5 protein-coding genes are annotated in these 13,863 nt (G+C 57.1%); all 5 read left to right on the forward strand.

The features are described 5' to 3' along the window. The first annotated feature begins 1 nt into the window (after position 1). Positions 2–2,347: a 5-methyltetrahydropteroyltriglutamate--homocysteine S-methyltransferase gene (metE, locus tag A5906_RS30325; RefSeq protein ID WP_080138874.1), complete on the forward strand. Its 2,346-nt coding sequence runs from the start codon at positions 2–4 to the stop codon at positions 2,345–2,347. Between the two features lie 4,673 nt (positions 2,348–7,020). Then, entirely contained in the window at positions 7,021–7,206 is a 186-nt protein-coding gene (locus A5906_RS30345; protein ID WP_080138904.1) for a hypothetical protein, read from the forward strand. Positions 7,207–8,239: 1,033 nt separating this feature from the next. Beyond that, complete coding sequence (gene noeE / locus A5906_RS30350) at positions 8,240–9,262, forward strand: nodulation protein NoeE (RefSeq protein WP_080138876.1); 1,023 nt, start codon at positions 8,240–8,242, stop codon at positions 9,260–9,262. 230 nt (positions 9,263–9,492) lie between these two features. Next, the gene (gene cysD, locus A5906_RS30355) at positions 9,493–10,431 is read left to right on the forward strand and encodes a sulfate adenylyltransferase subunit CysD (protein ID WP_080138877.1); all 939 of its coding nucleotides are present in this window, start codon (positions 9,493–9,495) and stop codon (positions 10,429–10,431) included. Next, positions 10,431–12,314 (forward strand): sulfate adenylyltransferase subunit CysN, encoded by a 1,884-nt coding sequence (gene cysN, locus A5906_RS30360; RefSeq protein ID WP_080138878.1) that lies wholly within the window; start codon positions 10,431–10,433, stop codon positions 12,312–12,314. Before cysD ends, cysN begins: the two co-directional genes overlap by 1 nt. The last annotated feature ends 1,549 nt before the right edge of the window (positions 12,315–13,863 follow it).

Consider the following 13,863-nt stretch of genomic DNA (forward strand, 5'->3'; position numbering starts at 1 on the left):
TATGTCTCTTCTCTCTCTTCCGGTTGCTACGCTCGGAACGCCACGCATCGGTCCAAGGCGTGAGCTCAAACTCGCTCTAGAAAGCTACTGGGCCGGAAAGATCAGCGAACAGCAGTTGCTCGAGGACGCATCCGGCCTACGCGCCGCGAACTGGGCTCGTCAGAAATCCATCGGTGTTTCGATCATTCCATCGAACGACTTCTCCCTGTATGACCAGGTGCTTGATACAACCGTCATGGCTGGCGCCATTCCGGAGATCTACGCCTCGAAAGCAGAATCCGTTTCGCTCAAGACGTACTTCGCCATGGCCCGCGGTTCACAATGCGACGACCGGGATGCGACTGTCGCTCACGGAGCGCGCGGATCTGGCGCGCTCGCGCAGGAGATGACTAAGTGGTTCGATACCAACTATCACTATATGGTTCCCGAGTTTTACAGGGGACAGGCGTTCAGACTGTGCTCTCGCAAGCCCATTGAGGAGTATGAGGAAGCAAAGGCTCTTGGCTTTCAGACCCGCCCTGTCTTGATCGGGCCGGTCACATTCCTAAAACTCGGCAAGAGTGCCGACAGTTCGTTCCAGCCCCTCTCCCTGTTGGATGATCTTTTGCCGGCGTATATCGAGGTTCTGCAGGAATTGGCAAAACGTGGTGCAGATTGGGTTCAGGTTGACGAGCCCTGTCTGGTCCTTGATCTGGACGAGGCGGTGCGAAAAGCTTTGCTACGTGCCTATAACCGGTTCGCAAAAGAGGTTCCGGCCATCAAGATCATGGTTGCCTCCTATTTCGGCGACCTGGGCGACAATCTGGATACCGCCTTGAGCCTGCCGGTTTCTGGTCTGCACCTCGATCTGGTTCGAGCGCCACAGCTATTGGATAGAATCATCGCTGACAGTCGAAGTGATCTCGTCATGTCGCTCGGCGTCGTCGATGGCCGGAACGTATGGCGGTCGGACCTGTCGTCGATTCGCCAGCGGCTGGAACCCGCGATTGCGAAGCTCGGCAAGGATCGGGTACAGCTCGCTCCATCCTGCTCGCTGCTTCACGTGCCGGTCGATGTTGAACTTGAGACAGGGCTCGCTTCCGACGTCAAGAGCTGGCTCGCGTTCTCGGTTCAGAAGATGCGTGAGCTTGCGATCCTGGCACGGGTACTCGCAGGCGACCAGAATGTTGGGCTAGCTCTTGCCGATTCAGACTGCGCCGCGGCTGCTCGCCGGACGTCGCCGAAGATCCGTGATGCCAATGTCGGCATCCGGATGAGAGCGATCGATCAGACCATGCGCCGGCGCGCTAGCCCATTTGCGTGCCGTTCCGAGATCCAACGAAATCGCTTCGGACTACCGGCTTTTCCTACCACCACGATCGGATCGTTTCCGCAGACCACAGAGGTCCGAAATGCTCGTGCGGCGCATGCGCGAGGCGCGATGACCGACGAACAGTACGAAGGATTCCTCAAGGAAGAGACTGCGCGCGCCGTACGTTGGCAGGAGGACATAGGTCTTGACGTCCTTGTGCACGGCGAATTTGAGCGAAATGACATGGTGCAGTACTTTGGAGAGCAACTCGCCGGCTTCGCATTTACCAGGAACGGATGGGTACAATCCTATGGTTCGCGCTGCGTCAGGCCGCCGATCCTGTTTGGCGATGTAGTGCGGTCGAAGCCGATCACTGTGGACTGGTGGCGTTACGCCCAATCACTAACTAGGAAGCCGATGAAGGCGATGCTGACCGGACCGGTGACGATCCTGAATTGGTCTTTTGTTCGCGATGACATTCCTAGAAGCGAGGTCTGCCGTCAGCTTGCGCTCGCGATCCGCGACGAAGTCCGCGATCTCGAGAATGCTGGTGCGGCTATGATCCAGATCGACGAAGCTGCACTCCGCGAGGGATTGCCATTGCGCCGATCGCAGTGGAAGTCATATCTCGATTGGGCCTGCGATTGCTTTCGCATCTGCTCATCGGGCGTTGCCGATCAAACGCAAATTCATACCCACATGTGCTACTCGGAGTTCAACGACATCATCGGTGCGATCGCTGCAATGGATGCGGATGTCATCTCAATCGAGACGTCGCGCTCGAAAATGGAGCTACTCGAGGCGTTCAGCAAGTACGAATATCCAAATCAGATCGGGCCGGGCGTGTACGACATCCACTCTCCACGCGTTCCCGAGGCAAGCGAAATGAAGGAGCTGATGGCGTTGGCCCGGACACGGCTGCTGGATTCGCAACTCTGGGTCAATCCGGACTGCGGCCTGAAGACGCGCAAATGGGAGGAGGTGCGGCCGGCGCTAGCGAACATGGTCGCCGCCGCCCGCGAACTGCGCGCTGCCTCCAGTCCGCAAAGCTATTAGTCCCGGTCTTGGATCTGTTCTTCATAAAGCTAATCCGCTTACGATCATTTGCGCTCTCCATAATCTCAAGGCGAGCCTTCGGACCAACCAAAATTGCCCGGCCTTGCTGAGTGGGCCGGGCAGAGGTAAAGTCTCGGAGGAACGACGCTGAGGCGTCGTGCCACTTATGGCCGAGGGAGAATAGCCGAAGGCTCGATCACGCGAGAACATTCACGCGAAATTCTGGGCCTACATAAATCGCAAGTTCAGCGTAGCTCAATTATGCCGTGGAATGCGACCGGATGCCTGAGATCTAGAAATCTCCACTCTAGGTGTGTCTCGATGGCTCTTGTTTCCGACGAGAGGACGAGGGAGGCCGTTGTGCCCCAATTCACGCCAATCTATTGTGCAGGATGGCCGCCGCTATCCCGGCCAGATGCGCCAATGGGTCGGCTGCACGGCGACGTACTCTCCCGTATTCGCGTTGATCCATCGGCCGAAGATCCGGCGGCAAGGAAAGACCACCCGGTGAATTGAAGTACCTTCGATCACTGCAATCTCTAGATCCTGATCGAAGGGTGGCGCCGTTTCGAGCCGCTCCCAGGTCAGATCACCATTACCTCCTGGACGGAGTTCATCGCTGCGAGTTGGCAAAGTCAGTTAACCTTGTGAACACTAGGGACGACATCGCTTGGCCTGCGCGCGGACAGGCTCAGGTCAGTATCGCCGGGGAGGCGCGCGGTCTTGATGCCGTCAGCCGGGGCAGAGGGTTTATTCGCCGTAGCGCCGTTGAATCTGTCCCGCCGTAACATGACCCGCTCGCCAACCGAACTGTGAGGATTGCCGCCGCCAAACCACTCCTGAGCTGCCGTCGAATCGATCTAGATCTCAGCCCAAGACCTCTTCGTTTGTTGTTGATCACTTTCTGCACAAATTAGACTGGACTGCGGCTCCAGAAAGCTGGCCTGCGGCAGGGCAAATGGTCCCTTGTTATGTCATGTCGAACATCCTTTGTTGCTGCGAGGGCTCCTCGTCCTTCCGCGTCAGCCTGGGACATTAGGTTTGCAAAGACCTCAGCCGAGCCCTTGCGAGAGGGGCCACATCCTCAAGCGAGAACGGCAAGACTTCGAACGTCGCTCGACACCGTTGCGGTGGGCCTAGCAGCGTTCGGCGCCCTTCATCGGGCCCCTCCGCATCTTGATCAAGAAGACGCCATCGCAAGCGGGCAGCTTATCATGTGCAGGTCACCGACACGCGGCTCCGGCGCGCTCGGAAGCAATCCTTGAAATCGGTCGCCGGTATTTGGACATGAAAGCATCATGGGCGCTAAGACTTTCTGTCTGCCAATCGATAATCTCACTTCTGTCAGGACGTCGCGGCCGCAGCATTGATACAGGTCAAAAAGCTGAAGCGCGTCAGAGAATGGTTGAGCTCGAGCGACGTCTACGAGCCGCAGAGATGGGCGCTGGTAGTCGACATGTCCGAGTTCCGGCGGTCTACGAGGACCTCGCGTTGGCCTGAAACATGCCAGGGTGTAGCCAGGCTTGATTTGAGCCGCATCGCGTGCGAATGGGCCACGACAGCATTGCTGGGATAGCGGCCGGTAGGTGGCTAATTGATCGATCACCTACAATGGTCATCGGTAGCTTGCGGGCGCCCATGCCAGCCATAAGCTTTGGCGCTGAAGTCTCCGACCCTAGTCTGATCGGAACGTTGGCTGCGACAAGCCTGATGATCGGCTTTGCTGTCACAGCGGCAGAGTGGACCGTCTGAAGCAAGTCTGGGCGCCTCGCTTCATGCCCCACGATCACGTGTTCGATATCGCTGTGGCTAGCTCCGCCGCCGGGACACTTCAGAAATGGCTCTGCCAGGTGATTGGCACAATGATCGATGCTTGCGGCAGTGGCTCGTTGAGGCGACCGAGTAGCGCAAGTTCGCGGTATCTCGAGCGTCCATGTTGCCGTCGGTTAGGTGCGACATAGAGATCAGTAGCAACATCTCGAGCGTAATAGCGCATGCTGCTTTCATGCGGTTCTTAGGGATAACATGAGCCTCGCGCGACACGGCCAAAAATCTCGACCTTATCTGGCGAAGGAGCGGAAAACTGGATGCTGCTTGAGGCAAATCAAAAACTCTTGTGGCGCGAATTGGCAGAATACTGGAAACTCACAGGAAGAGAGGGCTAAGCATGCCTTCATTTAGCGTTCGGTTCATTAAGACTGTTTGTGACGATACCGGCCGCGAGCATCGTGCCTGTGAAGCAGCGTTCAAGGTCGATGCTACCTCACTGAGTGCTGCTGCACAGCAGGCGGAGATCGATTTCTGCAAGCAAAAGAGTGTCCGCGATTGGACAGTCGTCGCCGATGTGATGGAGCTTCGAACTCCGCCCGCAGGAGCTTAATCCGTCCACATCAGCGTTTCGACCATCCCGCAAACGCCGCGCTCTGCTGAATCGTTAAACAAGGGCCTCGGACTTGTGGGCTTCTCCAAGATTGCGCTTGCTGGCTGCCATCCAGATGTATTGCGGATGTAATGTGTGTGTCTTGCGTCAAGCCGAGACCCGCTGCTCCGCCGACATCCAGAGGCAAAACGATGCAGGTCAGCTTACGGATTGCCCAAACAACAGGCCGTGCGCGCTCCGCCGTGCGAATACACCCTCTGCTCTTTGGCGGGATCGATCGGGCTCGATCAGTCCCTCGCCGACAATCGTCGCCCTGAGAGCTCGCGTTCAAAGAAGGCCAACACGAAACTAGCTTGCCCCCTCGAAATCCACAGCATGCCTTCCGTGTGTCTTCGGCTTCTTCCCACGTTTCCTGTTTGCCGCAGCGATGGCACACATCCGGCGTGCGCCCTCTGCGCATTGCTGGCTCTCTCCGTCGCTTTGGCCGCCATCGGCTTCAACCTCAATCTCCATTGTGAACGGTCGGTGCGACTACCGCCCGAGGAGATCAAAGGTCGCCTGGACTACACTTAGGTTCGATCAGAGGCCTCTGATGATGGTACTGTGGTCGTAGGATGACCACCTGTATGGTCTCAAGGGCAAGGCGCATTTTAGACAGGCTCGACTCTAAAGAGTGAGATCGCTCCGCCTGCTCTCGTCTATTTGCGGCAAGAGCGGCAATATTCTTAAGATCCGGATAACTGTCACGGTGTCGATGTCACGAAGACTGATCTGTGTTTTCTTCACGTCCGCCAAGGGTCAGGCGTCCCGCCCACAAGCTGGACCGAGAAGCATACCACGTCATCACAAGCGCATACCGCGTCCGGGTATATACTCAGTATCGGTGTTCCACGACCCGTGGGCCGTAAGTTGGGACGTGAACGCGCTCACCTCCGCCGGCAGCATTCGCGCGCGACTGTCCTCGTCATCGAATGGAACGCGAGCTCCCCGACCATCATTTGGGTCTCCAGTGACATCAAGCGGGGCTGTTGCTTCGACGTAACCATTAGATGAACCCGCGATCTACGCTCGTGCCAAAATGAAGAGCGATATGTGCGATGTTTATTTGAGCGGAAGACACGGCGTTTTGGTTGTTCCGAGATGCTTTCGATCGCCGCGAGATTGGACGGCAACTCGAAGTGAAAGAAGCGGGCGCTGCCTTCAGTGAGAAATGTCATTCGTCAAGACGTGCGGCAGGGCGGTTAACACGGACGTAGTTTGATCTCGAATCGGCATTGGGCGGCAGTTGAGACTTCGTCAGAGTCTTGACCAAAAAGGCTAACTCCGCCGGACCAGCTCCTCGGAGCTCGGGCTCGAGCCGTCGAGAACGTTGCTTACCGTCTCGAGGGCAACGAGGTGTGCTGCATTAGTCGTAAGGAGGAAAGCTTATTTCAAAAGGCGGGCATACTGAAGATAGGTGCTGGCCAGCCGCACGGGAGGGCATCCAAGTCGTCAAGCAGTGTGGTTATCTTGTAGCAGCTGCCCAGAGTGGCCTGCGCGTATGAAGCGCATCGCGAGCCGCGTGTCTCAGCTCGATGTTTTCGGCCAAAGGCAGATTGGGCGGGAGGGCGGGAGCCCGATTATCACGGAGGAAGGAGGGCTCTTGAGACGGTCAAACGGTAGATTGTTATGCAGTCTCAGGTTGATCACGAGATCGCGCAAGGACGAAGATGAGCAGCCGTCCCTGCTGGCGTCGCAGTTTTGAAGGACCGCGCGTACAGAGCGCCCCCGGGGAAAGCGATTGGGCCCTCGCAACTGGCTGTCGGCAATGCTAGCGGCCGCGGTCTCTCCAGGCGAAATTGGATACCTCACATAAGAGGGAAGTTCCCCAAGAGAGTGCGATCAAAGCTTAAGCGTGGCTTGTGCTTCTTCACGTTGGCCGCCGCTCTCTGAGAAATCACCGCAGGCGCTTAAGCACGATCTCTTTCCGCTCTCCGTCCGAACCTCCCCGATTGAAGTTGTTCAGCTTCACTGCGAGTTGATTTGCTGATTTCAGAACGTATCGTTCAGCATGCTTTAGCTTGAATAGAAAGGTGTCGATTGGGGCTGCACTCTTTTACCACGAATCCTTTCAGAGCGCGACGTCTGTACGAAGGTTGCAATTCCAAAGCTGCACCTGTCCAGACGGCTCCCGTTCGTAAGACATAACCGAGCTAATACCCTTGCGCGACTTCCTTCGATATTGCCGTTTTTTAAGGTCGTCGCGCTGAAAAAACTATGTTACAAGCCGCTCCTCTCAAAAGGAGCATTCATCGTGAAGAAAGCAACCAAGAAACGCGTTAAGCGGCGCGAATGGACGAAGGCAGATATCAAGGAGCTCAAAGTCCATTCGAAGGCCCGAACCCCCGTCATTAAACTAGCAAAGATGACCAAGCGCAGCGCCGGCGCGCTCCGCCAGAAGGCCTTGAATCTTGGAATTGGACTCGGACATCAGCGCTAGTTGTCGCCAGCGCTGCTACTGGCGCGGTAGGGCGGCTCGCAGGGCCGCCCTCTTCGGCCATAGAAGCTTGTCGCAAATGTGCTTTGCCGATCCGCGCTGAGAGAGCGTTTTTCCGCAGGTGCTGGATGGTCTTTCAATATCGCGGTACGGGCTCCAGCACTCTCTCATCCCCGATGGAGTTTCTTAGAATAGGGTCTCAACCGCTATGACCACTTGGGATCCACGATTGTCGGTGAAGCCTTGTCCGAAGGATCTCCCATAAGAACGGCTGGACAACCTCGTCTCCGTCAGAGAGCGGCGGCCAAGGTCGCTTGCTGGATCGGGTAATCCGGCGGCATAATTAGGTTCCAGCTTTTGCAAATCTCCTTAGCGCCGATTCGCGGCGCTACGCGGCAAGATCAGCTAACTCAGATACTTGGTACAGTTTGGACGGATGGGCTCGCGGAGAGCAAGCTGGCGAGGACTATAATTCAGCATGATGACCGGTTAACGGCAGCGCCCACGGGAGATTTGCGTCTGGGTCGATTCGTTATGGCTGGATTGCTGCGCGCTGGGCCTATGACGATATAGTCTGCCTCTTGCCGCATTCAGCCAAGCTGTCCCCTCTTCTGGCGAAATTGTTTCAAGCATCCCAGCCTCAGCGACGTGCATATCGCATTTACCTCTTCAATGCCCCAGCATATGCATCCCGTGACTATACGCAGTAAGCTTCCATGTGCCGCGCGCGGTCTTCGGCAAACGTCCGTATAGTTCTTTTCAACCTTCCCATATCCGCAATCAATCTTCGTGCAATTGAGCTGTTGCTTGACTTCGGTTTATTTGTCGAGCAATCGAGGAAGCGATTGCAGTTATCCTGCTGTGATGCCGCCCGATCGAACTGAACGGGTCTCAAGTCATGAACGCCAGGCGAAATTCTAGCGGTTTTGACTCTTTGTACGCAAGCGGTTGCCCTCATGTGATCCGGCGGCTGGCTTTGTTTCGCCCAATTGAGCTAGCGTCGCGAGGGGGCGCTTGCCAAGCGAGTGTCTGAACCATGAGCGAACGTCTTGGTCGTCCACCTGAGGTGTGCTTTCTCCTCGGTCTTCCACGATCCGGGACCACACTCCTGGCACATTTGCTGCAGCACCATCCCGACATTGTGGCTCCGCCTGAACCCTGGTTGATGCTGGCGCTTGAAGCATTTGGCAGGGTGGACCGGCGCCATCCGGCGGGCAGCTCACTGATTGAGGCCGCGACCTCCGAATTCTTAGGGCGGATAGATCGCACGATCGCTAGCCGCGCTTTTGCGGACGCTGCATACGATCAGTATCTGGCAAAAGCGGGCAAGCGCATCATCATAGACAAGACACCACGCTATTGGACGGCCCTTGAGTTTCTTGAATCTATCTATCCAGAAGCGCCACACATCCTTCTGATGCGCAATCCCTACGCCATCGCCGCTTCACTGAAATCAACGTGGGGTATCCCTCTGCGGGCAGAAAGCTCGCAGCCGGTCAGCGTATCCAGTCTCGCTGATTTGATGCTTCGTCTACCCGATGGCATAATATCTTCACTCGCCGATTTGGTTTTGGGTCTTCCTAGGCTGGCTGCGAAACGTACTCGCCCGCGGACTCAGTTGGTGCAATACGAACTGCTCGTGGCGCATCCGGACGAGGAAATCCAGCGTCTTCTGACAGGGCTCGGCTGTGATCAAGGAGGCGTCGCATCGTCGAGCATGGGACGAGCAGACTATCTCCAATCCAGCAGCTTTGGCGATCGAAAGATTCTCGAACGAAACGCCGTCGACGCAAGCTCTGTCAAGTCATGGCAATCTCAATTGAGCGTCGAAGAGATGCAAACCGTGACCGATCTGGTCGGTGCCGAGCTTTTGATAGAACTCGGATATGAGCAGGAATTGCTGCATGCGCAGCAAGCCGGAGTTCTGGACAGGGGGCGGGAGGTAACCGAACTCTATCGCCGGGTATTCCGAACTTGGTGGGATTTGCGAAGTACCAAGGCGGGAGCATTATCCGGAGGCGAGGTGGCGCGGCTTGAGCAAATCATCAACATCGCCTAAGGATCTGAATGCTTGCGATCAAAGACACGCTGGTTGATTTAGCCAATCCTCAACTCGCACGCTGATCTGCCGATCAGGTGACGCAGGCGCCGCCGACACCAGCTGCAGAGTGCGACAAGCTGGCGCGTCTGGAAGTCTGCTGTCCAAGGGGGGTGACCCCATGGACGAGCCATGCGCCTTGGCCTGCCGTTTCTGCCGCGGTATTTCCCCATTCCGGGCTGGAGCATAGAATGGCCAAGAACAGAAATCCTGCACCGAAAACAAGATATATGCTGCCGAAACATCTGCGTCGTCTCGAAGCTGAATCGATTGAAATCATGCGTGATGTGGTCGCCGAGTTCAAAAGGCCGGTCATGCTTTACTCCATCGGAAAAGATTCAAGCGTGATGCTGCACATTGCGCTAAAGGCGTTCTATCCGGCAAAATTACCTTTCCCCCTGCTTCACGTCGATACGACCTGGAAGTTCCGCGAGATGATCGGCTTCCGAGACGCGACAGCCAGGCGGCTCGGCCTCGACTTGATTGTCCATGTGAACAAGGACGGCATCGCGCGCGGGATCAATCCGATCGATTCCGGATCCGCGCTCCATACCCAAGTGATGAAGACCGACGCCCTGAAGCAGGCGCTCGACCTCCACGGATTTGATGCTGCCTTTGGCGGAGCCCGGCGCGATGAGGAAAGGAGTCGCGCAAAAGAACGGATACTCTCCCTCCGTTCGGCCGGACACGTATGGGACCCCCGTAACCAACGGCCGGAGCTCTGGAGCCTGTTCAACACACGCATTCGCCAGGGCGAAACCATGCGCGTGTTTGCGATGTCAAACTGGACCGAGCTTGAGGTGTGGGAATACATCATGTTCGAGAAAATTCCGGTCGTTCCGCTCTACTTCGCAAAGCAAAGACCGATAGTGCATCGAAATGGCGCGATGATCATGGTTGACGACGAGCGACTGCCGCTTAACTGCGACGAGACTCCGGAAATGCGGATGATCCGCTTTCGCACCCTTGGATGTTATCCTTTGAGTGGGGCTATTGAATCCGATGCGACGTCGATCGAAGGTATCGTCGCAGAAATGCAGACTGCGACTGTGTCGGAGCGCCAGGGACGCCTAATTGATACCGATGAAGCCGCTTCAATGGAGAAGAAGAAGCGGGAAGGTTACTTTTGATGTTTACAAAGCCGACAACGCTACCGGCCTCGGCCCGGTCGAAGGATCAGCTGCGATTCATCACATGTGGCTCGGTGGACGACGGCAAATCGACGCTGATCGGCCGACTACTGCACGACAGCAAGATGATCTACCACGATCAGATCACAGCGCTGGAACGCGACAGCATCAAGTACGGTAGCACCGGGAACAACATCGACTTCGCGCTGCTTGTGGACGGGCTTGAGGCCGAACGGGAGCAGGGCATCACGATCGATGTTGCCTACCGCTTCTTCACTACGCCGCGCCGCTCCTTCATGGTGGCCGACACTCCCGGCCACGAGCAGTATACCCGCAATATGGCTACCGGCGCCTCGCAAGCCCAGCTCGCCGTGATCCTGATCGATGCCCGCAAAGGCGTGATGGTTCAGACGCGCCGCCACTCCTTCATCTGTGCGTTGCTCGGTATTCGTCATATCGTGCTGGCAGTGAATAAGATCGATCTTGTCGCATACGACAAGGAGTGCTTCGATCGGATCGCTCGTGACTATCTGGCCTTTGCCGCCGGTCTCGGCTTCACCTCGATCGTTCCGATCCCGATCTCGGCCCGCTACGGCGACAACGTCGTAGACCGCTCCGCGCGTGCCAACTGGTATCATGGCCCCTGCCTGCTTGAATATTTGGAGAGCATTGACATCCAATCCGGCACCCCAAACCAGGCTTTCCGCTTCCCGGTACAATGGGTGAACCGGCCAAATCCGGATTTTCGGGGCTATGCCGGGACGGTGGCTTCCGGGAAGATCTCAGCCGGGGACGAGATCATTGTCGCCGCGTCGGGACGGACCACCCGGGTCAAGCGGATCGTGACCCAGGCTGGCGACCTCGGCGGCGCCGAAGCCGGGGATGCCGTGACTATTACACTGGAAGACGAAATCGATATCGGCCGTGGCGACATTCTGTCGCGGCTGGACGATCGACCGAAGATCGCAGACCAGTTCGCTGCTTATGTGATCTGGATGGACGAGGAGCCACTCGCTCCCGGACGTAACTACGTCCTGCGGATTGGATCGCAGACGATTTCGGGTAGCATCACCGAAATTAGGCACCGGATCGACGTCAACACTGGTGAGCATCTGGCCGCCGGGATGGTTTCCTTCAACGAGATCGCCTTCTGCAATGTTGCTACCACAATGCCCGCAGTATTCGATCCTTACGATGTCAATCGGAAGACCGGCTCATTTATCTTCATTGATCGCTACACGAATCGTACGGCCGGCGCCGGCATGATTGCCTTTCCGCTTCGGCGGGCCACCAATATTACTAGGCAAGTGCTATCCGTGGGTAGGAGGGAGCGCGCCGCGCTCAAGAATCAGAAGCCTTGCGTCATCTGGTTCACCGGCCTGTCTGGCGCGGGAAAGTCGGCGATTGCCGACCTCGTTGATCAAAAGCTGTTTGCGATGTCGCGGCATACAATGCTGCTGGATGGCGACAATCTCCGGCACGGATTAAGCGCGGATCTCGGCTTCTCGTTGGCAGACCGCGCGGAGAACATTCGGCGTATCGGTGAAGTTGCCAAGTTGATGGCAGACAGCGGCTTGATCGTGATCTGCTCGTTCATCTCGCCCACTAGGGCCGAACGGGACAGGGTGCGCATCCTGGTTGGCAAGGAAGAGTTCATAGAAGTCTTTGTCGATACGCCGATCGAGGAATGCGCGCGGCGAGACCCAAAAGGGCTGTACTCAAAGGTGAAATCACGCAAGATCAAGAACTTCACCGGAATCCACGCGCCGTACGAAGCACCAGCAACACCGGACATTCATCTCAGGACCATGGAACAGACCTTAGAGCATTCAGCAAAAGCGGTAGTGGATGTCTTGATGGCGCGCTCAATTCTTGATGGTTAGATGTGCCCCCGCATCGCCTGATCCATCCTGCTGGCGTGACTCAGGCGATTTGGCTCAGGCTGTGGCTGCGATCGACCGTTTCGCTCTAAAGGAATAAAATGGTCGCATCCACTCGAGTATTGCCAGCTTCCGGTTATGTGCTCGAAGTGGATGGTCAATTCAAAACCGAGTAGGCGAGCAAAGATGGAGCATGGTCAAAGGCGGAGGAGCTCAAGAGAACCCGTCCCATGCCGCAGATCAGAATCTACGACGCGGTGAGAAAGGCCAGAGAGGAAGTCCGACATCCACTAGGTTGAGTTTTCGCCTGGCGCTTATTGCTGCGCGTGCGGCCAAAAGACACGCCGAGCTCGCGTTAGAGCCGGGCCGGGGCCGCGACTAGGCCTGCTTCAATCTGCCGCGCATGACGAAGGTTCGGCCGCGGTCTTCAGGGCCGGCTATGCGGCGAGCTTGCGTATATTGACGAGTCTGAACCGACCAATCGGTCACGATTCATTTGTCGTGACGATGGTAACGTCCGGCAAGCTTGCTTGCTTTTGGCCGCCGCTCGTCGGCGAGCACCTCGGCGCACGCCCCGCACCTTCGCATCGCGAGGCAACGCCGCCGCGAACATTAGCCATCCTGCGCTACCGAGCTCCGCCGCGCGTTCGGGCCATGCCCCGTTCCGCCCTCCATCGTTGATCGGCACGAAGGCGGCGATGGGCGCGGCTGAAAAGGAGCTCATCCTTGGATGGCGACAAAGAATGATCTCTTGATGATCTGCTCTGGTCAGCCGTCTACGTGCTCAACCGCGCTGTAGACCGTGTCGGACGCGAGCTCACATCAACGAGCGGGCCTGCAGAGGAGAAAAGAGCGGAGCGGCTCGGAAGTGCGACTATCGCCGAGCCAGAGTGCCTCATCGGCGAGGTACTTGTGCGCACCGAGTGCGGTGATGCGCGGAACTCCTGCTTGCCGGCTCACGCTTTGCAGCCGCCGTAAACCACGGCATGGCTCACCGCCGCCATATCGCTAGGTGAGACGCTTCGCCGCGAAGCGGCGTGCCGAGATGCTTGCAGCCCAGCGATCGCTCTCAAAGATGGATACATGCCACTCAACTGGACTCGGCTTGACGTGCTCCAAGCAAATCAGGACGACATGCTCTGACTCACTGCCGCTCGCCGAACGATGTCGAACTGATCCTTACTAAGCGGCCAACATCCAAGATCGCTCAATCGCCATCAATCGGACTCGATCGCAGGCTGCCAAGGCCGCTCCATTCGAGCGCAACGACGTGACAGCAGCTATTCCACGAGGGGGCAAACGTTCAGGCACCGGCATCCGGGAGGATCTCGCCGGCGCCATGGACAAGCTCCGTACCTCCATGTGGCGCTTTGGTCAGGATCGTACGTGACGGAGCGATTAGCCTCCACCTTGCTGCAGGAATCGCGCTCGCAGGCGGAATGCTTACGATAGGTCCAATTTGAACTCTCAAACTATCGAACCTGCTGTGAATCCTCCGTACTCCGCTGCTTACGTCGGCTTGTCGCCCCCACGGGAGTACGGGAGGAAAAAT

The organism is Bradyrhizobium sacchari (assembly GCF_002068095.1).
GTDB lineage: Bacteria > Pseudomonadota > Alphaproteobacteria > Rhizobiales > Xanthobacteraceae > Bradyrhizobium > Bradyrhizobium sacchari.